Origin of the sequence: Actinoplanes sp. SE50/110 (assembly GCF_900119315.1) — a bacterium.
In the GTDB taxonomy this organism is placed as follows: Bacteria; Actinomycetota; Actinomycetes; order Mycobacteriales; family Micromonosporaceae; genus Actinoplanes.
Map to the genome: position 1 here is coordinate 6,806,701 of NZ_LT827010.1, position 20,793 is coordinate 6,827,493.

Sequence of the window (20,793 nt, forward strand, 5' to 3'; positions counted from 1 at the left end):
CCGGTCGAGTCCCGGCCGCCGGACAGTGACCGTCCGAGGAAAGGGCGGCTGACCGGCGCGACACCACGGCTGGCAGCCGCGGGCACGCATTCGCTGGGAGGACGCTTCCGGGTCGCCCCGATAGCGCCGGCGCGAGCACAGTACTCGTGGAGACGCGCGCGCTTACGCCGGTGAGTTCGCCTGCGACGCCGGGGCGTCGTACGGCGCCGCGACACTGGCGCGCACCCGGTTGCGGCCGGCGTTCTTGGCGGCGTAGAGCCGTTCGTCGGCGGCGCTGATGGCGAAGTCGAGGGGGGTCAGGTCATCGATCAGGATGGCGCCGACCGACACGGTCACGTCGACACGGTGGCCGTCCGGCAGCAGCACCGGCTCGCCGCACACCGCGGTGCGAACCTTCTCCGCCACCTGGCGCAGCACTTCCAGATCCGGGATGGCGTCGAGCAGGGCGCAGAACTCTTCGCCGCCCCAGCGGCCGACCACATCCCCGCGGCGAACCGCGCGGGTCATCCGGCCGGTCACCGCGACGATGACGGCATCGCCGGCCTCATGGCCGTACCGGTCGTTGACCTGCTTGAAGTGGTCGATGTCGACCAGCAGGACACCCACGCCGTGCCCGCTTCCGCGCGTCTGGTCGAAAACGGCGCCGACGGCCCTCCGGTTCGCGAGACCGGTCAGCGGGTCGGTGCGGGACAGCTGATCGGCCGCCGCGTGTGCCGCTTCCAGCAACGTCTGCGCGCGTCGCACGTCGGCGAAGAGAAGACCTACCCGGGCCATCAGCGTGAGGTAACTGACCGTCACCAGAGACACCGCGACCGGGTTGGTGTGGGCATACACCGCGTGCAGCAGGACGGCCAGCACCACGAGCGCGCACAGGGCCGGCGCGGCGAACATCCGCCGACCGGTGAGTTTCACCTGCTCCACCCGGGGCATGGGCTGCCAGGCCGAACGGGCCAACGCGAACGCCACCACCGGCCAGGTGCCGTAGAGGAGCCGGTCCGAGACCTGCTCGGCCAGGTATCCGCCGTCGATCACGGTGCTTCCGGCGAGGCCGACCACCAGCCAGCCCCATCCCCCGTGCAGTCGCCAGCCGTGAACGATCAGCACGCTGGTGACCATGGCCAGCAGCACGATGTCACCGGTGGGATAGGCGAACCCGGCGAGCAGGTCGATCCAACCTTTCGTAGCGGTCGACCGTCCGCCGAAGACCACGACGGCGTACACGGCTCCGCTGGCGCAGCCGACCATGACGCCGTCGAACCACAGGTTGCGGGGCACTGCGGAGATCCGGGTGCGCATGAGCATGATCAGGGCAGCGCCGACAAGCGGATACCAGGACAGCCAGGCAGCGTCGCCCCAGCTCAACAGCGGGTAGCTGTCCAGGTGCCGCAGCCAGACCTGGGCGTAGACGTTTCCGCAGGCCCACAGCAGGAGCGCGGCGCCGAGCAGGATCCAGGCCGGGCGTTCCAGACGGGTCACCACGGCTCTGCACAGGCAGGCGGCGCTCGCGAGCATGACGGACAGGGTGTACAGGACGTACAACGAGCTGTCCCGGCCGATCGGGACGCCGGGGCCGAGCAGGGCCGCGACGGCGGTGACGACCGCCACCGTCGCAGTGAGAACTATCGTCGCGGCGCCCACCCGCGCGGCGACCCGGGACATCGGTATGCCGACGAGCTGTTGCACCTGTGCCACACCGGTCTTATCGACCGGATGCGGCGCCGGCTTACGGTGTCCGGGTCGCCTCCGCCGATGTCGGAGGGCGACCGCACACCCTGATCCCCGGCGCCGGCCTGACGGAGCGCTTCTCTCGCGATGTCCGGGGGGTCACCGCAGCGCGCCGGGCCCGGGGCGGCCGGCGCGGGGGCGGCAGGTCGAAAACGGCCATGTCCTCAACAGACCGCTACCCGGCGTCGGACGGCGGCCACAGACTCGGTGACACACAAGCCGGGGAGAAAAAGCATGGAACTCATTCGTGTCGTCGTCGCGTCGATGGTCAGCGACGACTGGGGCTGGCAGGTGCTCGGCGCGGGCGTGAAGCTCACCGGCGACTGGGGCTGGCAGGTGCTCGGCGCCGGCATGAAGCTCACCGGCGACTGGGGCTGGCAGGTGCTCCGGGCCGGCCTGACCGTCACCGGCGACTGGGGCTGGCAGTAACCCATGTATCTGATCGCGGCCTGGGCCTTCCCCGCTCACGGTGAACTGACGCGTGACCGGGTGGCCCAGGTGCTCGAGCGGCGCCTGCCCGAGGCCGGCATCGTGCACCTCTGGCTCGGCGAACGCGACGGCTGGCGAGTGATCGGGATGTTTCTCGACGGCTCGCCGGCCGATGACCCGGAGCACACCGTCGTGGAACGGGTGCGGCAGGCCATCGCCTCCGTCGTGGGATCCGACCCGACGATCGTGCTGGCGGAGATCGTGCCGTTGCCGTCGGCGGTCGCCGGATCGTTGTAGGGCCGGTCCGGCCCCTCAGATGAAGTCGGCGGCGGTCAGCCAGCCCACTTCCATGGCCCGCGCGCCCGCCTCGAACCGGCTCTTGGCCCGCAGCCGCTCGGCCAGGTTCTCGCTCATCCGGCGCACGGTCCGTGGGGAGACCCCGAGCGTACGGGCGACACTCGCATCGGTCGCGCCCTGCGCCCACAGGCGCAGCGCCGCGCGTTCCTGCTCGCTCGGCTGGCCCGGCTCGCGGGTCTTACGGTGTGCCAGCGGGCGGGCCGCCTGCCAGGTCGAGACGAACAGTGCGGCCAGACCGGCCACCATCCCCCGGCCCGTAATGATCAACGCACCCCGGCCGCTGCTGCGGTCGTCGATGGGCACGACCGCGGTGGTCCGGTCCACGATCGTCATCCGGATCGGCAGCGTCGAGGTGGTCCGCACCTCCGCACCCAGGTCGATCAGATCCTGCACGTGGTCGAAGGTCGGCTGGTCGTTGCGAATGCTGTCCAGGTAGATCGACCGCATCTGCACCCCACGCTGCAGGGTCTGCTCGTTGATCGGCCGCGCGCTGCTGCGGTTCTGCGCCGACTGCGCCCCGTCCGGGTTGAAGGTCCACACCTCTTCGCGGCAGCAGCTGGCCAGCTCACTGATCCGCCGGCGGATCGCGTCCAGGCCCAGCACCCGCTCGACCTCGTTGGGCTCCAGGTCAGCGCCGGCTGCGCTGCTCGCCGCGAGCAGTTCGGCGACCGCGGCCTTGTTGCGCTCGAACTCCAGCTGCTGCTCGGCCATCCGCACCTGCTGGCGGGCCAGCAGTGTGGACAGCGCGGCCGGCGGGTCGTTCAGCAGCGGCAGGGCTTGGTCGTCGTCCTCCGAGCGTCGCACGAGGGCCAACTCGGCGAGCCGGTCCAGCGCGTCGCGCGCCTGCTCATCGGTGATGCCCACGGTCGTACCGAGCTGGTGGAGCCGTGCATCGGGGTTCGCCAGGAGCGTCCGGTAGACGGCACCGGCCACCGGGTCGAGCCCCAGAAGGCTGTCTTCACTTCGGATCACGCGTAGGAAAATACACGTATTGATCCACTTTGCGTTGGTGGTGCTGGTCGCCGGGCGGCGGCCACATCGGGACACCGCCGCCGCTGGCCGGAACAGCCCACTGTCGAGCGGCGGCCACCGACGAGACGATCTCCATACCGGCGGCGAACTGCCGCGCCGGACGAACTGCCAAGACTGAAAGGAGGTCGGTCGTGACCTGTTCCACCTGGCTCGATCCCAGCTCTGCCGACGTCGTCCGCCGGCTTCGCTCGTGGCGGACGAGCCGCGTGACCGGTCAGCCCGCGGAGTTCCCGTATGAAGTCGTCACCCAGCACGTCCAGCGTACCGGGAAGCATCACCTGGCCGCACCGCTGATCGAAGAGCTGGACCGGACCCGGCAGTTCTGCCGGGCCGGCGGCGGGGTGCGGCTGCGCTTCCTCGACTGCCTGCTCGACAAACACGACGGCACGTACCGGTATGCGACCTATCTGTCGTTGCCGGTGCTGCGCGGCCTGGTCGACGGGCCGGACGCGGTGCTCAGCGCCCGTGACCTGGCCGGCCTGCTGATCGCCGACGTGATGCGTTTCGAGCTGGAGGCGCTGCACGGGCGCCACGACCTGCTGCCCCACGGCCGCCCGCCGCTGCGGACCGTCAAGAAGCGGTTGCACCACGGCCTCGGCCACCTGGACCGGCACAGCGACCGGGTCCCGGCCGCCCGGCACCTCGACCCGGCAGCGCCGGAGCAGGCCGACGAGCTGCTGGCCTCGCTGCCGGTCAGCCCCTGCCCGCTGGTCCGGGAACGGTTGGCCATGACGGTTCACCCCGTGCACGTGCTGCACGACGAGTACCTGTTCATCCGGGTGCTGCAGAGCTACGAGACGATCTTCACGGGACTGGTCGGGTCGGCCGGGCACGCGCTGACCGGGCTGCGCGCCGCCGACGCGGGCGCCACCTGTGCACATCTCGACGACGCCGCCACCGCGCTGGAGCGCGCCGGGCTGCTGTTCACCCTGCTGGCCACCATGGACCCGGACGCGTTCCGGCACTTCCGGGACTTCACCGAAGGGGCCAGCGCGATCCAGTCCGAGCATTACAAGCGCTTCGAGCTGACCTGCGGCACGCCCCGCGACGAGCGGCTGATGTCACCGGCGTTCGGCAACGTGCCGGACGTACTCGACCAGGCCCGGCGCGGGCCGGACACGATCACCCGGGCATACCTGGACGCGCGCCGGGACCGCCGGTTCGGCACCGGTGAGCAGCTCGCCGTCGACGCCGGGCTGACCCGGCTGGAACGGGCCCACCAGCGGTGGAAGTCGACCCATCACAGCCTGGCCACCCGGATGCTCGGCGACGCGACCGGTTCCGGCTACACCGCCGGGGTCCCGTACCTGAAGGACTGCCTGGACAACCGGTTGTTCTGGGGTCTCGGCGTGGACCTGACGGTGACCGCCGCGGAGGTGAGTGGTGCGCACGTCGCGTGACGGGCGGCCGGGCGAGGCCCAGCGGCTGCTCAACCCGGCCCAGCCCGATCCACTGCTGCGCTACGAGTACGACCGGGGCAGCAACTACGAACAGGACACCCGCCTGACCACCGCGCTGGCCGCGCTGGTGCCGGAGGCCGAGCTGCACCATCCCGACCACCGGTTCTTCCAGGTGCTGCACCTGGTCACCGAGTACAGCTGGGTCGCCATCCACCAGGTGCTGTGCGACCTGGCCGCGGCGCTCGACGACGACCGTCCGGTGCCGGCCGCCCGGCTGCTCGACCGGGCCACCGGGCTGGGTGTGCTGCCGGTGCAGGCGATCCGGCTGCTCAGCGACTCGCTGCCGCAGCTGAGCCTGCTCGCCATGCGGGCCGCGTTCCCGCCCAACACCACCGGGCTCGACTCGCCGGGAGCCCGCAATCTGCGCCGGGCGTCGCGGGCGGTGTGGACCGCGTTCGAGGGGGCACTGGCCCGCGCCGGGCTGGACCTAGACGCGCTGTCCGCGGCCGCCGAACCCCGGTACACCGGCGACACCGGGCCGTTGCTGCTGGCCGACGTGATGATCGGGCTGCACCGCTTCGACGCCCGGATCCTGGAGTGGAAGCAGGTCCACCTGAACATGGTCTGGCTGCTGCTCGGCGGCCAGCCGCAGGCCGAGACCGACCCCGGCGACGCGGACAAACCCAGCAGCCTGCGCGGCAGGTCCATCAGCGACCTCGAGCGGATGGCAGCCAGCCCCATGTTCCCGCTCCTCTGGCAGCACAGCACCACCGTTTTCCACCGGATGACCCGAGAGGACACCCCATGACCGACCCGACCCCCGCGAACACCATCGAGTCTGCCCGCCTGCGGCTTCGCGAACTGTCCGCCGCCGAGGCCGCGGAGGTCGTCGGCGGGCGGGCGCCCGCCGGGCAGTCGTGGGCGCCGGGCTATCCCCTCGACGGCACCCTGGCCGCCGGTGGCGCGTTCCTGCGGGCAGCCGCGGCCGGCCTGCACCGGCCCGGCTTCGGCATGTACCAGATCATCGAGCGCGAGTCCGGCCAGGTGGTCGGCGACATCGGCTTCCACGGCGCCCCGGACACCGACGGCGCCGCGGAGATCGGCTACGGCATCGTGCCGGCCTTCCGCGGCCGGGGCCTGGTGTCCGAGTCGCTGCGGTCGCTGGCACAGTGGGCGTTCACCCAGCCGGACGTCCGGGAGTTGCAGGCCGGCACCGAGCCGGACCACACCCCGTCGCAGCGGGTGCTGACCCGGGCCGGCTTCACCTACACCGGCGTGCAGGACGGCGAGCACCGCTACCTGCGGACGCGACCGGCGACGTCGGCGTGACCACCGTCGCCTACTTCGCGGCGGCCGGGTCGGCCGGGCTCGCCGACCTGCTCGACGTCGCCGAGGGCTGGTGCGAGCTGGTCGTCGTCAACACCGGTAACCGGCCGTGGGGACCGGCCGAGGTGGCCGCCCTGACCAGCCTGGCCCACTACGTCGACGTCCGCGACCTCGACCCCGACGCCCTGGCCACGGCCCTGCGCCGGTACGGCGTCACCGGCCTGGTCGCGTTCAGCGACGACCTGCTGCCCCGGGTCGCGGCGGTGGCGCAGGCGCTCGATCTGCCGTACCACGACCCGGTCACCGCTGAGGCACTGCTGCGCAAGGACGTACAACGCCACCGGCTCCGCGCCGCCGGGGTCGAGACGATGCGCTGCGCCACGTTCGACGACCCGGCGTCGCTGACCGCCGCCGTCGCCCACGTCGGTTTCCCGGCAGTGCTCAAGCCGGTGGTCGGCAACGCCAGCGCGCACGTCACGCCGGTCGACGACCTGGCGTCGCTGCACCTGGCATGCCGGCGCGCCGGGGAGGACCTCAACCTGCCGGCCATCGCCGGTGACGCGTTCGGCTTCGGCGCCGCCGGCACGTGGCAGCTCGAGGAACGGCTGCGCGACGGCGCCCACCCGGGCGGCGGCTGGCTCGGCGACTACGTGTCGGTCGAGAGCGTGGCGCTCGGCGCAGGCCGGTACCGGCACTTCGCGGTCACCGACCGGCTGCCGCTGACCTGGCCGCTGCGCGAGACCGGCATGGTCTCCCCGACACAGCTGCCGGCCGACCTGCTGGACCGCGTCCTGGCGCTGGCCGGGGCGGCGCTGGCCGCGCTCGGCGTCGAGCACGGCGTGACACACACCGAGATCAAGCTGACTCCGGACGGGCCGCGGGTGATCGAGGTCAACGGCCGGCTCGGCGGCTTCGTCGCCGGCCTGCTCGGCCGGGTCAACGGCGAGGACCCGGTTCGTCTGGCCCTGCGCGCCGCTGTCGGCGACACCACCGCCGGGGACCACCGCGATCCCACGGGGTACGCCCTGGTCCTGGTCGTCCAGCCGCCACCGGACGCGGTGCGTCTGGAACAGGCCGCCGACCTGGCCGAGCTGCGCGCGGTGCCCGGCGTCTCCCGCGTCGACACCGGGGTCATGCCCGGCGAGGCGGTCGACTACCGCACCGGCACGCTCGGCCGGGTGCAGACCGTGTGGCTCGCCGCCGCGACCGTGACCGACCTGCACACGTCGTACCTGCGGGTGTGCGAGGTGCTGGCGGCCGGCAACCGCTACCGCTACCGCCGTCCGGCGACCGACCTGGAAATGGCCTCATGACTCCCGTACCCCTGCTCTGTTTCCCGCCCGCGGGCGCCGGCGCCGGCTTCTACCACGACTGGCGCGGCGTACGGCCCGGCCTCGACGTGCACGGCGTCGAGCTGCCCGGCCGGGAGAAGCGGTTCGCCGAGCCGCCGCTCACCGCGATGACCGCGCTGGTCGACGACCTCGTACCGGGCATCCTCGACCAGACCGCGGACCGCCCCGAGGTGGTCTTCTTCGGGCACAGCTTCGGCGCGTCGGTGGCCTACGAGGTGGTACGCGCCCTCACCGCGGCCGGCCGCACCGGGCTGACCCTGATCGTCAGCGGCGCCGCCGCACCGGGCACCGGCACCCGGCCCGCGATCACCGGCCTGCCCGACGACGAGTTCGTGGCCGGGGTACGCCGGATCGCCGGCTACCGGCACCCGGCCCTGGACGACCCGGAACTGCGCGAGTTGCTGCTGCCCGCGCTGCGCGCCGACGTCACCTGTCAGGAGCAGTACCGACCCGCCCCGCTGCCCCGGCTCGCCGTGCCGGTCGTGGCACTCCGCGGCGCCGCCGACGACCTGGTCACGGCGACCGACGCGGCCCGCTGGTCCGAGGTGACCGACGGCCGGTTCATCGGCGCGGAGCTGCCCGGCGGCCACATGTACCTGGTCGACGCCGCCCCCGTGGTGCTCGCCCTGGTGGAGCGGTCCCGTGGGTGAACCGGATCTGATCCACGAACGGTTCCGGCGGGTGGTCGCCGGCGACCCGGCCGCGATCGCCCTCCACGACGGCGGCACCGCGCTGACGTACGCCCAGGTCGACGCGCACAGTGACCGGGCGGCGGCGGCCCTGCTCGCGGCCGGGGTCCGGGCCGGTGACCGGGTCGGTGTCTGCCTGGACCGCGGCGTCGACCTACCGGTGGCGCTGCTCGCGGTACTCAAGGCCGGCGCCGCCTACGTGCCGCTCGACCCCGACCATCCGGCCGGCCGGCTCGCCTACGTGATCGAGGACGCCGGGCTGACCCACGTGATCGCGGACGAGTACGGCGCCGCCCGGCTGCCCGCCGTCGGCACGGTGCTCGCCTGGTCCGCTCTGACGGCGGTGGACGGTACCGTCGGCACCGGACCGGCCGGCACCGCGTACGTCATCTACACCTCCGGCTCCACCGGGCGTCCCAAGGGCGTCGTGGTGCCGCACCACAACGTCGTCGCGCTGATCGACGCGGTCCGCGAGGACTTCGCCCTGCACGCCGGCGACACCTGGACCTGGTTCCACTCCGCCGCGTTCGACTTCTCGGTCTGGGAGATCTTCGGGTGCCTGCTGACCGGCGGCCGCCTCGTGGTCGTGCCCCGCTGGACCCGCCGCACGCCCGAGGACTTCCGGCGGCTGCTCGCCGAGCAGGCGGTGACCGTGCTCAGCCAGACGCCGTCCGCGTTCGCCGGGCTGCTGGAGCTGGAGCGCCACGACGCCGCACCGCTGCCGCTGCGTCTGGTGATCTTCGGCGGGGAACCGCTGGACACCCGCGCGCTGCGCCCGTGGCTGGACCGGTACCCACCGCAGCGGTGCCGGCTGGTCAACATGTTCGGCATCACCGAGACCACCGTGCACGTGACCGCGGAGACCATCGGCCACGAGCAGGTACGGACCGGCTCGCGCAGTGTCGGCAGGCCGATCGCCGGCTGGGCGGTCCGGATCGTCGGCCCGGCCGGTCAGCCGCTGCCGCGCGGTGAGATCGGTGAGATCGCGGTGGCCGGCGCGGGCCTCGCCACCGGATACCTGGGCCGGCCGGAGCTGACCGCACAGCGTTTCGTGACCGATCCGGACACGGGCCGACGCTGGTACCTCAGCGGGGACCGGGGCCGGCTGCTGTCCGACGGGCGGCTCGAACACCTCGGCCGCACCGACGCTCAGGTGCAGCTGCGCGGGCACCGGATCGAACCGGACGAGATCCGGGCTGTGCTGCTGGAGGACCCGGTCGTGGTCGCCGCCGCCGTGGTGCCGCGGACCGGGCCGGGCGGGGACGCCCGTCTCGACGCGTACCTGGTGCTGACCGCCGGCACCGGCCCGGAGCAGCTCGCCGCGATCCGGCGGCGGGCGGCCCGGATGCTGCCCGACTACATGGTGCCGGCCACGGTCACCGCCGTGCCGGCGCTGCCGCTGACAGCCAACGGCAAGCTCGACCCGGGCGCGCTGCCGGAACCGCACCGCACCGGGGCCACCGGCGCCGACGACGGTCCCGCCGACGGCCTGCTGTCGGCCTGCCGGTCGGTGCTCACCCCCGCCCTGCGCCCGGACGACAACTTCTTCGACGCCGGCGGCAACTCGCTGCTGCTCGCCCGGCTGGCCGGCGCGCTGCGCGCCGGCGACTTCCCGGGCGTCACCGTCCGGGCCCTGTACGAGAACCCGACCGTACGCCGTCTCGCCGGCCACCTGGCCGCCACGGCCCCAGCTCCGAGGGAAATCGCGTCATGACCACACCTGCCATCTCCGACACGGACCTGGCCGCCACGATCCGCCGGGAGTGGGCCACCACCCTCGGGCACGACGACGTCACCGGTGACCCGAACTTCTTCGCCGCCGGAGGGCACTCCCTGCTCGCCATCGCGATGATGGGCCGGCTGCGGACCACCCTCGGCGCCCCGCTCCCGCTGCGGCTGCTCTTCGACAACCAGAGCGTCACGGAGCTGACCAGCGCGGTGCGCGCCCTCGTGCCCAGCGGCAGCGGGACACCGTGCTGACCGGGCGCCCGGCCACCGCCGAGCAGTCCCACCTGTGGCTGGCGGTGCAGCGTGAACCCGAGTCCGGCCGGTTCAACGTCCCGATCGACCTGCTGATCAACGGGCCGCTCGACGCCGACGCGCTGCACGGCGCGCTGGCCGACCTGCTCGCCCGCCACCCGCAGCTGCGCAGCGCGTTCCGCGCCGACGACGGCGAGCTGCGCCAGTACTTCCCCGACGCGGTCACGGTGGCGCTGCGCGAGGAGCACCGCCCCGGCCCGTACCGGCCGGAACCGGCCCTGGCCTGGGCAGCCGAGGCCGGTGCGCGGCCGTTCGACCTCACCGAGGCGCCGCTGCTGCGGGCCGACCTGCTGCGGGCCGACGACGCCGCGTTACTGGTGCTGACCGCACACCACCTGGTGACCGACGGCTGGTCGTGCGGGGTGCTGGCCGAGGATTTCGTACGGTTCTACCAGGCCCGTACCGGCGGCGCCGGTGCCGTGTCCCCGATGCCGGAACCCACGGTCCCGGCCGCCTCGGAGGCCGACGCCCGCTACTGGCAGCAGCTGCTCGACGACGAGTGCGGGCCGCTCGCCCCGATCCCCGACCTGGTCCGCACCGGCGACGGGCCCGGCCCGGCCGCCCACCGCACCTGGACCCTCGACGCGAGCGGCCGCGCCGGCCTGGCCGGGCTCGCCGAGCGCGGGCAGGTCTCGGCCGCGGTCGCGGCGCTCGGCGTGTGGACGCTGCTGCTGCACGCCTGGAGCGGTGAACCCGACGGCGTGCTGGGCATGCCGTTCGCCGGCCGGCTGGACCCGGCGACACACGCCGAGATCGGCCTGTTCACCCGGGTCCTGCCGGTGCGCAGCCGGTTCGAAGCGCAGCGCCCGTTCCGCGCGGTGCTGACCGACCTGAGCGGGCAGGTGCTCGACTCGCTGTTCGCCTCCGAGGTGGACACCGAGGCGCTGCGCGCGGCCGTCGGCGCCCCGGAGCTGCGGACCGTTTTCGCTTATCAGGGCCGTGGCCAGCGGCACTGGACGGTCGGCGGAACTGAGCTGCGCATCGTCGAGCACGAGCTGGAATCCGCCAAGTACGACCTGGCCCTGGCCGTCGCGGAGGGGTCCGACGAGACCGTGCTGCGCCTCGACTACGACGCGGCCGTCTACACCGCCGCCAGCATCGGTGAACTCGGCGACCAGCTGTGCGCGCTGCTCGGCGCGGCCGCCGCCGACCCCGACCGAAGCTGCCTGGACCTGCTCACGGTGCTGGCCGAACGGCGCCCGCACGAGCATCAGCACGGCGCCGAACTGTCCGATGCGGACGCGTCGGTGCTGGTGCCGCACCGGGTGCTGGAGCACGCGGCACGCCGCCCCGGTGCGATCGCCGTCCAGCACGGCGCCACGTCGCTGAGCTACGGCGACCTGGTGGCCCGAGCCGGCGCTCTCGCGCACTGGCTGACCGGGCAGGCGGTCCGGCCCGGCGACATCGTCGCGCTGCTGCTGCCGGCCGGCGTCGACACGGTCGTGGCCATGCTGGCCTGCTCGCTGGCCGGTGCCGCGTACCTGCCGCTCGACCCGGCCTACCCGGACGCCCAGCTGGAGCTGGTGGTCGCCGACGCGGCGCCGGTGCTGCTGCTGGCCGACCCCGCGCAGCGAGACCGCTGCCACGGTCTCCCCACCACGGTGTACGACCTGAGCGACGTCCTGGCCGCCGCCGCCGGCCTGCCGGCACACCCGCCGCAGGTGCCGATCGACGGCGCCACCACGCTCAATGTGCTCTACACCTCCGGCTCCACCGGCCGCCCCAAGGGCGTGGTGCTGCCGCACGCGGGTGTCGCGCGGCTGGTCGGCCGGCCCGAGTTCCTGCCGCTCGGCGCCGACGACGTCCTCAGTCACCTGTCGCCGCTGAACTTCGACGGCGCCACGTACGAGATCTGGGGTGCCCTGGCGCACGGCGCCCGCCTGGTCGTGCTGGACAAGGAGCTGGTCCTCGACCCGCGTGCGTTGCGCACCGCGCTGCGCGAGCACGGTGTCACCACCCTGCTGGTCACCACTCCCCTGCTCAACCGGATCATCGAGGACGCACCGGACCTGCTGCAGTCGCTGCGCCGGGTCTACTTCGGCGGAGAGCTGATCTCCGTGCCGCACATCCGGCGGGCGCTGCGCTGGTGCGGGCCGGGCACACTGCTGCACAGCTACGGGCCGACCGAGAACTCGTTCACCTCGACCTGGCACCCGATCGCCGCGGTGGCCGAGGGCGCCCGCAGCGTCCCGATCGGCCGGCCGGTGCCGGGCACCAGCGCGTACGTGGTGTTCGAGGGCACTCTGCGGCCGACCCCGCCCGGGGTTCCCGGCGAGTTGGTGCTCGGCGGGACCGGTGTGGCGGACGGCTACCTCGGCGACCCGGCACGCTCCGCGGAGAAGTTCGTCGCCGACCCGTTCGACCCGCGGCCGGACGCCAGGCTGTACCGCACCGGCGACCGGGTCCGCTGGGACGCCACCGGTGAGCTGGAGTTCATCGGGCGCACCGACAACCAGGTCAAGATCCGCAGCCAGCGGATCGAGCTCGGCGAGGTGGAGGCCGCGCTGCTCGCCCACGACGCGGTCGAGTCGGCGTTCGTGACCTGCCGGGTCGGCCCCCGCGGCGACAAGGAGATCGTCGGGTACGCGGTGCTGACCGACCCGGACGAGCTGGCGGGGCTGCGCCAGCACCTGCGGGCGCGGCTGCCCGGGTTCGCCGTACCACGGCATCTGGTGCCGATCGAGCGGCTGCCGCTGAAACCGAACGGCAAGATCGATCGGGCCCGGCTCCCGGCGCCGTCCGACGGACCCGCGCCGGCGCCCGCGCCCGCGCGCACCGGACGCCGGCTCACCGGTGGTGTGACGGCTCCGGTCCGGGCGGCGTGGGCCGAGGTGCTCGGCACCGACGGGTTCCGCGACGACGACAACTTCTTCGACGTCGGCGGTCACTCGCTGCTTGTCGTACAGCTCGCCGCCGCGCTGCACCGGCACACCGCGGCCAGGCCGACCATCGCCGACCTGTTCCGGGCCACCACGGTGACCGCGCAGACCCGGCTGCTGATCGGCGACGCCCCGGCCACGACGGCCGCCGCGGTCGCCGTGACCGACCCCGGTGACGACATCGCCGTGGTCGGCATGGCCTGCCGGTTCGCCGGCACCCCCGACCTCGACGCGTTCTGGCGGAACCTGGTGGCCGGCCGCGACTGCCTGCCCAACGCCGCCGACCCGGTCGCCCACGAGTACGCCGACGGCCGCCGCCGGGTAGCCCGCTGGGGCATGCTCGCCGACGGTCTGGGCTTCGACGCCGGGCTGTTCGGCTTCGACCCCGAGCAGGCCGCCACGATGGACCCGCAGCACGGCATCCTCTACGAGTGCCTGTGGGGCGCGGTCGAGAACGCCGCGCTGCGCATGGCCGACATCCACCAGCGCACCAGCCTGTACGCCGGACGTGCGACCGGCCCCGGCCCCCGCGCCCTGCCGGACCGCGACGAGTCGACCCGGGCCGACGAGGTGGTCGGCAGCGACGCCACGTTCATGCCGAGCCGGTTCTCCTACTGGTTCGATCTGTTCGGCGAGAGCCTGCTGCTGGACACCGCGTGCTCCACCTCGTTGGTGGCCGTGCACCTGGCCTGCGAGAGCCTGCGCCGCGGCGCCAGCGACTACGCCCTCGCCGGCGGCGTCTCGGTCAGTCACCCGGCGGACGGCAGCTACACCTACGTGCCCGGCCACCTGTACGCCCGGGACGGCTTCTGCCGCCCGTTCGACCAGCTGGCCAGCGGCACGGTCGGCGCGGACGGGGCCGGAGCGGTGCTGCTGCGCCGGCTCGGCGACGCGATCCGCGACGGCGACCCGATCCACGCGGTCATCCGCGGCAGTGCGGTGAACAACGACGGCCGGGCCAAGGTCGGTTACACCGCGCCCGGGGTCGACGGGCAGGCCCGGGTGATCCGGCAGGCCCTGACGTCCGCGGGCCTGAGCGGCGCCGACATCGACTACGTGGAGGGTCACGGGACCGGCACGCGGCTCGGCGACACCATCGAGGTGGCCGCGCTGACCGAGGCGCTCGGCGCGGACGGGCCACCGGTGGCGGTCGGCTCGGCCAAGGCGTCGATCGGGCACACCAACACCGCTGCCGGAGTGGCCGGCCTGATCAAGACGGTGCTCGCGGTCCGGGAGGGTTTCCTGCCGGCCACCCCGCACGTCAGCGAACCGATCGACGAGCTGCGCCGGCACGGCGACCGGTTCACCGTGCTGCCCACCGGGCGGGACTGGCCCCGGCACGACCGGCCGCGGACCGCCGGGGTCAGCTCGTTCGGTGTCGGTGGCACCAACGCACACGTCATCGTCCAGCAGTTCGTACCGGCGGGAGAAACCGCATGAGCGAGACGGTCAGCTCCGTCACCCACGCACGGCCTCACCACGACGCGGCGCAGGTGACAGCATGAGCATCAGGTTCCTGCCGCTCTCCGCGCGCAGCGCGGCCACCCTGACCCGGCTGCGGGAACGGATCGCGGACCACCTGGTCGCGCACCCACGGGTGGCACTCGACGACGTGGCCGCCACCCTGTCCCGTGGACGCGAACCGTTCCGGTACCGGTGCGTGGTGGTCGCCGGCGACCGGGACGGCACGGTCGCGGCCCTGCGCGGCGAGCGCCCGACGATCCGCGGCGCCGCACCGGCCGGCCGGGCACCCCGGTTGGTGTTCCGCTTCGGCGACGGTGCGCGGGACGGGTTCGGGCGGGACGCCTACGACCGGCTCGCCACGGTGCGGCGGGTCATCGACGACCTGGATGCCGCCCTGACCGAACGGTTCGGCGCCCCGGTCCGGCTGCTCGACGCGGCGGCCGGCGGCACCCCGGCCGCCCCCGGCGATCGGGCCGCCGCCGTGACGGTCGCCGTGGGGTACGCCATCGCCGAGCAGCTGCGGGAGTGGGGCGTCACCGCCGACACCTGCACCGGCGCCGGGGTCGGCGCCCGCACCGCCGCGGTGCTGGCCGGTGAGCTCGACATCACCACCGCGGTGGCCCAGGCCTGGGCCGGCGAGCCGCACTCGCCGGCTCCCGGGACGGCCGAGCCCTCCCCGTCGGGCCCGGACACTCAGCCGGCCGCCCCCGACGTGCTGTCGGTGGAGATCGGCCCGCGGCCCGGCTTGTCACCGGCCGGGGACATCGTCGTCGCCGTCCTGCCCGGCGAGGACGAGGTGGCCGCGCTCGCCGCCGCGGCGGCCGAAGTGTGGTGCCTGGGCGCCGACGTGGTGCTGTCCGCTCCCGGCGACCGGGTGCACCTGCCCGGCTACCCGTTCGAGCGGGCCGCCGACGCCGACCCGCGGCCGGCGGCCGCACAGGCCGTCACCAACGCCTGGCGCGAGGTGTTCGGCACGTCGACGCCCGGGACCGAGCTCGGCCCCCTGGTCACCCTGCGCCGGGCCATCGCGGCACGATGGGGCTACGCGCCGACGCTGCCCCAGCTCGCGGCGGCACCGGATGACCGGCAGGTGCTGGCCGACCTGACCGAGATCGCGACCGCCGAGTCCGGGTCCACCCGGCGGGAACGACCGCTGACCGCCCGCGAGCAGCGCCTCGTCTTCCACGACGCGGTACGCGCCGGCAGCAGCAGCGCCGAACACACCGTGCAGCTCAGCATCCCGCTGGAGCGGGAACCCGACCCGGACGCCCTGGACGCCGCGCTGCGCGACGCCCAGTTGGCCCGCCCGCTGCTACGCACCGTCTTCCGCCGCCGTGACGACCGCTGGGTCGCCGCGGAGATGCCCCACCCGCTGGTCACGTTGACCCGATCCGCACCCGGGGCCGAGGCCGCCGACCACGCCTTCCAGCCGGTCGACGCGCCCCTGCTGCACGTAGCCCTGCGCCCGTACGACGATCGCACCGATCTCGTCGTGGCGCTGCACCAGGCACTCGCCGACCACCTGGACATCCACCAGCTGGCCGCCGAACTGCTCGACACCGCAACCACAAGGAGCCCGTCATGACCCTGTCCCCCGCCCGCTCCCTGCCCACCGACTGGCACGGCACCGCCACCGTCCCGATCGACGCCGACCAGGTCTTCAACGGGTACGTGGCCGCGAACGTGGTCTTCGCCCTGGACCGGCTCGGCGTGTGGGCGCGGCTCGTCGAGGGTCCGCTGCGGGTGACCGCGTTCGCCGGCGACCTGCACGTGGACGAGCGGATGTTCCGGGAGCTGCTGCGCGCCGCCGCCACGTTCGGCTACCTGACCGGTGACGCCGATACCGTGCGCCTCACCCCGGCCGGTGTCGAGATGGCCGCGATGCGTGGCTACTTCACCTGGGCGGTCGGCGGCTACAACGAGGTGTTCGCCGGCGCCGCCGGGATCACCGCCGGTGACCGCCGGTTCGGCGTGGACATCCACCGTGACGAGGCGATGGTGGCCACCGGGTCGGCGCAGAACGACGGCTCGTTCATGGCCCGGATCCTCGACGACGTGCTCGGCGAGCTGAACTTCGACGTCCTCGCCGACCTGGGCAGCGGAGTCTCGGCCCGGGTCTGCCGGGTGCTCGGCGACCGGGCCGGCGCCCGGGGGCTGGGCCTGGACATCAGCGGCCCCGCCACCCAGCTGGCCCAGCAGACCATCGGGCAGGCCGGGCTGACCGGCCGGGTCGAGGCGATCCAGTGCAACGTGCTCGACGTCGTGCTGCGCCAGGAACACCGGGCCGCCCTGGCCGAGGTGGACACCGTGATGAGCTTCTTCCTGATGCACGACCTGCTCGCCGACCCGGCCAGCCGGTCCCAGGTGCTGCCGCGGATGCGCGAGGCGTTCCCCGCGGCGACGACGTTCGTGCTGGCCGACACGATGCTGCGGCCCGCCCAGGACGAGTCGTCGCTGCCGATCTTCTCGACCGGGTACGAACTGGCGCACGCGCTGATGGGTGTCCCGCTGCACACCCGCGACGAGTACGAGACGTTGTTCGCCGCCGCCGGGCTGCGGCCGCGCCGGGTCGAGGCGTTCGGCACCCCGCACTCGTGGCTCTACGTGCTGGACGCCGAGTGACCCGCCCCCCTCGCCTCTTCTTCAGGAACGGACCGCAACCGCGATGACAACCGCCCAGATCCGTACGGACCTCCCGCTGTTCAAAGCCGTCGCCGGCCACCACCAGCCCGCGCCGTTCTACCTCACCTCCGACATGTTCGGCGGCCTGCCGGTGCAGCTGGCCGGTGGGGAGCTCAGCGACAAGGTCGGCAAGCCGGTCGCCGACCCGCACACCCACCCGGTGCCGGAGATCTACCTGCTGGTGTCGCCGAACCCGGGCGGGGCGCGGATCTCCGTGCTGCTCGACGGCGACGAGCATGAGCTGAGCTCGCCGGCGACGCTGTACATCCCGGCCGGCGCCGAGCACCGGTTCGTGACCCTGGCGGCCGAACCGGGCAGCTACTGCTTCGGCGTCCTGCTGGGTGAGGACGCGTGAGCGCCCCGGTCCGGTCGGCCGCCGCGCCGATCCGGTTGCACCTGAGCGAGAACCCGATCGGGCCCAGCCCGCTGGCCCGGTCGGCGGCCCATGCCGCCCTGGACGACCTGCACATCTACCCCGACCCGGCCCGCGTCGAGCTCACCAGCGCGCTCGCCGAGCACGCGAAGGTCGACCCCGCGCAGGTCGCGGTCGCCAACGGCAGCGACGAGCTGGTGCTGCTGTCCACGCTCACCATCGGTGACCGCGACCGGCCCGGCCTGGTGACCGCGGCGACGTTCCCCGGCTACCGGATCTGCCTGGACACGGTCGGGCGCGGGCACCGGGAGCTCGCCCTGCGCGACGGGCGGCTCGACGTGGCGGCGTTCGCGGCCGGGCTCGCCGGCGCCGGGGTCGGCTACGTGTGCAACCCGCACAATCCGAGCGGCACCGCGCTGACCGGCGCCGAGTGGGAGGTGCTGGTCGAGGCGGCGGCACGGACCGGAACGCCGCTGATCGTGGACGAGGCGTACCAGGAGTTCGCCCCGGCCGGAACGCCGTGTGTGCGGGACTATCTCGACCGTGGGGCGCCGCTGCTGTCGCTGCGGACGTTCTCCAAGGCGTACGCGCTGGCCGGGGTGCGGATCGGGTACGCCGTCGGCACCGCCGAGCTGATCGGCCGGTTGCGCTCGGCGCAGGGCACGATGCCGTTCTCGGTGAACCGGGTGGGCCAGGCCGCCGCCATCGCGGCGCTGACCGATCAGAAGCATCTTCACGACGTACGGGAAACGATCGCCGACCGCCGCGAGTGGTTCGTCGAACGGCTGCGTGACACCGGGCGCACCGCGCTGCCCTCGGTGACCAACTTCGTCGCCGTGGCAGTCCGCCGCGACAGTGCCGAGCTGGAACGCGAGCTCGAGCAGCGGTACGGGATCCTGGTCCGCGACGCCGGCCGGTTCGGTCTCACCGGATACCTACGGGTGTCGCTCGGCGCCGAGACCGAGCTCGTCGCGCTGCTGACCGCGCTGGACACCCTGGATCCGGCATGCTGAGCGCCACCTGGACCCGGCTGCGGGCACTGCCCGGCCGGGCCAAGATCCTGCTGTGGACCAACGCGGTCAGCTCGTTCGGCGGCGGTCTGGTGCTGCCGTTCCTCTGGATCTACCTCAGTGAGGTGCGCGGCCTGCCGGTCTGGGTGCCCGCCGCGACGCTGGCCGTGCAGGCCGGCACCGCGGTGGTCGGCGGCCTGATCTGGGGCGCGCTGCTGGACCGGCTGCCGTACCGGATCGTGGTGCCGACGGTCCTGGTCATCGCCGGCCTGGGTACCGCCGCGTACGCCGTGGCCGGCACCCCGGCCGCCGCCCTGGCCACCGCGGTCGGCTACGGCATCGGGATCAGCGGCGTCGGCACGGTGCTGCGCTCGATGTACGCCGCGGTCACCGAGGGCACCCAGCGCACCCTGGCCTTCTCCGTCGACTTCGCCGTGTTCAACGCGATGACCGGGGTCGGCGTCGCGGTCGGCGGCCTGGTCACGGTCGCCCACTTCGGCACCGCGGTCGACCGCTTCGGCGCCCTGTACCTCATCGACGGCCTCACCTTCCTTCTCGCCGCCGCCGTCACCGCCGCCCTGCTGCCCGGCGGCAGGAACGAGCCGGGAAAGGCCGCCGGGAAACCGGCCGGCGGCTACCTGAGCGTGCTGCGCGACCCGCGGCTGCTGGCCCTGCTCGCCGTGATGCTGCTGACCTCGGTGGTCTGCTACGGCCAGTTCCGCTCCGGCCTGCCCGGCTACCTGACCGGCACCGGCGCGGTGGGCGCCGGTGGGCTGTCGTTCGCCTTCACCCTCAACATCGTGGTGGCGGTGGTGACCCAGTTCGTGGTCATGCCGGCGCTGCACCGGGTGCGGCGCACCACCCTGGTCGGGCTCAGCGGCCTGCTCTTCGCCGCCTGCTGGGTGCTGGTGCTGGCCGCCGGCACCCACACCGGCACCACGGCGATCGCCTTCGCCGCGGCCGGGGTGACGTGCCTGTCGATCGGCGAGGTGCTCGTCGTCCCGGTGCTCGGCGCGCTGCTCAACGACGTGGTCGGCGACCACGTCCGCGGCCGGGCGAACGCCCTGTTCTCCACGATGCTGTCGACCGGCAGCGTGCTCGGCCCGGCCCTGGCCGCCCTGCTGCTGCCACCGCACCGCGGCCTGCCCCTGATGGGCCTGCTCATCGCCGTCAGCCTGCTCACCAGCGCCCTGGTCTGGGTGCTGCGCGGCCGGATCTCCGACGACGTCGACTTCGAACGCTCCCCCTCCACCCCGACCGAAGAAATGGAACTCGCATGATCAACCACTGGCCGCTTTCCGACCTGCGCCTGCGTACGCCCCGGCTGGAGCTGCGTTGGCCCGACAACGACGATCTGAACGCGCTGGCCGACCGCGCCACCGAGGGCGTCCACGAGCCCGGGTTCATGCCGTTCTTCTCGCAGTGGACCGACGGCGAACCGACGGTGGTCGCCCGGCGGCTGCTGCAGCGGCAGTGGCACGCCAACGCCAGCTGGACAGCCGACGACTGGACGCTGTACCTGGTGGTCGTGCACGACGGCACGGTGGTCGGCACCCAGAGCCTCGGTGCCCGCGACTTCGCTCACGGCCGCGAGGCCCTGGTCACCGCGTGGCTGGGCCGCCGCTATCAGGGTCAGGGCTTCGGCACCGAGGCGCGCGCCGCCATGCTGGCGCTCGCGTTCGAGGGTCTCGGCGCCGACTACGTGCTGTCCGTGGTCCGGCAGAACAACCTGCCGTCGCTGGCGGTCAGCAAGAAGCTCGGTTTCGCCGCCGACGGCGTCCAGACCAACGTGGTCCGCGGCGAGCAGGTGCACAGCAACCGGCTGCGGCTGGACCGGGACTCGTGGCGCAGCAACCACCGCTTGCCGGTGACGATCGAGGGCCTGGCTCCCGCGCTGCCGATGTTCGGGCTGGCCGACGACGAGCCGGCGGCCGCCGGGGTGCTGACCGTGACGCCGCGGGCTTCGGTGCTCTCCGGCATCCGATACATCGACGAAGCCGACACCTACGATCACTGAGACGACGTCGCACAGCGG

Annotated in this window: 19 protein-coding genes; 16 read left to right on the forward strand and 3 right to left on the reverse strand. The window is 73.5% G+C overall.

All coding sequences use genetic code 11. The features are described from left to right. Positions 1-162: 162 nt before the first annotated feature. Positions 163-1,692 carry a GGDEF domain-containing protein gene (locus tag ACSP50_RS30400; RefSeq protein WP_043512479.1) on the reverse strand — a complete coding sequence of 510 codons (1,530 nt, stop codon included), beginning with the start codon at positions 1,690-1,692 and terminating at the stop codon, positions 163-165. A gap of 267 nt (positions 1,693-1,959) precedes the next feature. On the opposite strand from ACSP50_RS30400, the gene ACSP50_RS30405 reads away from it, so the two are divergent. Both ACSP50_RS30405 and ACSP50_RS30410 read left to right on the forward strand, forming a co-directional pair. Beyond that, a complete protein-coding gene (locus ACSP50_RS30405; RefSeq protein ID WP_014693137.1) occupies positions 1,960-2,154 on the forward strand; it encodes a hypothetical protein in 195 nt (64 codons plus the stop codon). A gap of 3 nt (positions 2,155-2,157) precedes the next feature. Then, a complete protein-coding gene (locus ACSP50_RS30410; RefSeq protein WP_014693138.1) occupies positions 2,158-2,451 on the forward strand; it encodes a hypothetical protein in 294 nt (97 codons plus the stop codon). A gap of 15 nt (positions 2,452-2,466) precedes the next feature. Here ACSP50_RS30410 and ACSP50_RS30415 read toward each other — a convergent pair whose 3' ends face one another. Together ACSP50_RS30415 and ACSP50_RS42610 are read right to left on the reverse strand one after the other, a co-directional pair. After that, complete coding sequence (locus ACSP50_RS30415) at positions 2,467-3,483, reverse strand: helix-turn-helix transcriptional regulator (protein ID WP_014693139.1); 1,017 nt, start codon at positions 3,481-3,483, stop codon at positions 2,467-2,469. After that, positions 3,470-3,688: a hypothetical protein gene (locus tag ACSP50_RS42610; protein ID WP_155123679.1), complete on the reverse strand. Its 219-nt coding sequence runs from the start codon at positions 3,686-3,688 to the stop codon at positions 3,470-3,472. Before ACSP50_RS42610 ends, ACSP50_RS30415 begins: the two co-directional genes overlap by 14 nt. Before the next feature lie 61 nt (positions 3,689-3,749). Between ACSP50_RS42610 and ACSP50_RS30420 the strand changes: the two genes are divergently transcribed. From ACSP50_RS30420 to ACSP50_RS30485, 14 genes are all read left to right on the forward strand, one after another. Further along, positions 3,750-4,943: a hypothetical protein gene (locus tag ACSP50_RS30420; RefSeq protein WP_080128080.1), complete on the forward strand. Its 1,194-nt coding sequence runs from the start codon at positions 3,750-3,752 to the stop codon at positions 4,941-4,943. Beyond that, positions 4,927-5,751, forward strand: a complete 825-nt coding sequence (locus ACSP50_RS30425) for a hypothetical protein (protein ID WP_014693141.1) — start codon at positions 4,927-4,929, stop codon at positions 5,749-5,751. Before ACSP50_RS30420 ends, ACSP50_RS30425 begins: the two co-directional genes overlap by 17 nt. Continuing rightward, a complete protein-coding gene (locus tag ACSP50_RS30430) occupies positions 5,748-6,272 on the forward strand; it encodes a GNAT family N-acetyltransferase (protein WP_014693142.1) in 525 nt (174 codons plus the stop codon). Before ACSP50_RS30425 ends, ACSP50_RS30430 begins: the two co-directional genes overlap by 4 nt. Then, complete coding sequence (locus ACSP50_RS30435) at positions 6,269-7,582, forward strand: acetyl-CoA carboxylase biotin carboxylase subunit family protein (protein ID WP_014693143.1); 1,314 nt, start codon at positions 6,269-6,271, stop codon at positions 7,580-7,582. The genes ACSP50_RS30430 and ACSP50_RS30435 overlap by 4 nt, the downstream gene beginning before the upstream one ends. Beyond that, entirely contained in the window at positions 7,579-8,271 is a 693-nt protein-coding gene (locus ACSP50_RS30440; RefSeq protein WP_014693144.1) for a thioesterase II family protein, read from the forward strand. Before ACSP50_RS30435 ends, ACSP50_RS30440 begins: the two co-directional genes overlap by 4 nt. After that, a complete protein-coding gene (locus ACSP50_RS30445; RefSeq protein ID WP_014693145.1) occupies positions 8,264-10,024 on the forward strand; it encodes an amino acid adenylation domain-containing protein in 1,761 nt (586 codons plus the stop codon). Before ACSP50_RS30440 ends, ACSP50_RS30445 begins: the two co-directional genes overlap by 8 nt. Next, on the forward strand, positions 10,021-10,290 hold the full coding sequence (locus tag ACSP50_RS30450) for a phosphopantetheine-binding protein (RefSeq protein WP_014693146.1): 270 nt from the start codon (positions 10,021-10,023) through the stop codon (positions 10,288-10,290). Before ACSP50_RS30445 ends, ACSP50_RS30450 begins: the two co-directional genes overlap by 4 nt. Further along, positions 10,284-14,669, forward strand: a complete 4,386-nt coding sequence (locus ACSP50_RS30455; RefSeq protein WP_014693147.1) for a non-ribosomal peptide synthetase — start codon at positions 10,284-10,286, stop codon at positions 14,667-14,669. Before ACSP50_RS30450 ends, ACSP50_RS30455 begins: the two co-directional genes overlap by 7 nt. A 61-nt stretch (positions 14,670-14,730) precedes the next feature. Beyond that, a complete protein-coding gene (locus tag ACSP50_RS30460) occupies positions 14,731-16,278 on the forward strand; it encodes a polyketide synthase (protein ID WP_014693148.1) in 1,548 nt (515 codons plus the stop codon). After that, positions 16,275-17,315 carry a class I SAM-dependent methyltransferase gene (locus tag ACSP50_RS30465; protein ID WP_014693149.1) on the forward strand — a complete coding sequence of 347 codons (1,041 nt, stop codon included), beginning with the start codon at positions 16,275-16,277 and terminating at the stop codon, positions 17,313-17,315. The genes ACSP50_RS30460 and ACSP50_RS30465 overlap by 4 nt, the downstream gene beginning before the upstream one ends. A 43-nt stretch (positions 17,316-17,358) precedes the next feature. Continuing rightward, positions 17,359-17,730 carry a hypothetical protein gene (locus ACSP50_RS30470; protein WP_014693150.1) on the forward strand — a complete coding sequence of 124 codons (372 nt, stop codon included), beginning with the start codon at positions 17,359-17,361 and terminating at the stop codon, positions 17,728-17,730. Then, complete coding sequence (locus ACSP50_RS30475) at positions 17,727-18,761, forward strand: histidinol-phosphate transaminase (protein WP_014693151.1); 1,035 nt, start codon at positions 17,727-17,729, stop codon at positions 18,759-18,761. The genes ACSP50_RS30470 and ACSP50_RS30475 overlap by 4 nt, the downstream gene beginning before the upstream one ends. Then, a complete protein-coding gene (locus ACSP50_RS30480; RefSeq protein WP_014693152.1) occupies positions 18,755-20,038 on the forward strand; it encodes an MFS transporter in 1,284 nt (427 codons plus the stop codon). Before ACSP50_RS30475 ends, ACSP50_RS30480 begins: the two co-directional genes overlap by 7 nt. Continuing rightward, a complete protein-coding gene (locus ACSP50_RS30485; protein WP_014693153.1) occupies positions 20,035-20,775 on the forward strand; it encodes a GNAT family N-acetyltransferase in 741 nt (246 codons plus the stop codon). The genes ACSP50_RS30480 and ACSP50_RS30485 overlap by 4 nt, the downstream gene beginning before the upstream one ends. The last annotated feature ends 18 nt before the right edge of the window (positions 20,776-20,793 follow it).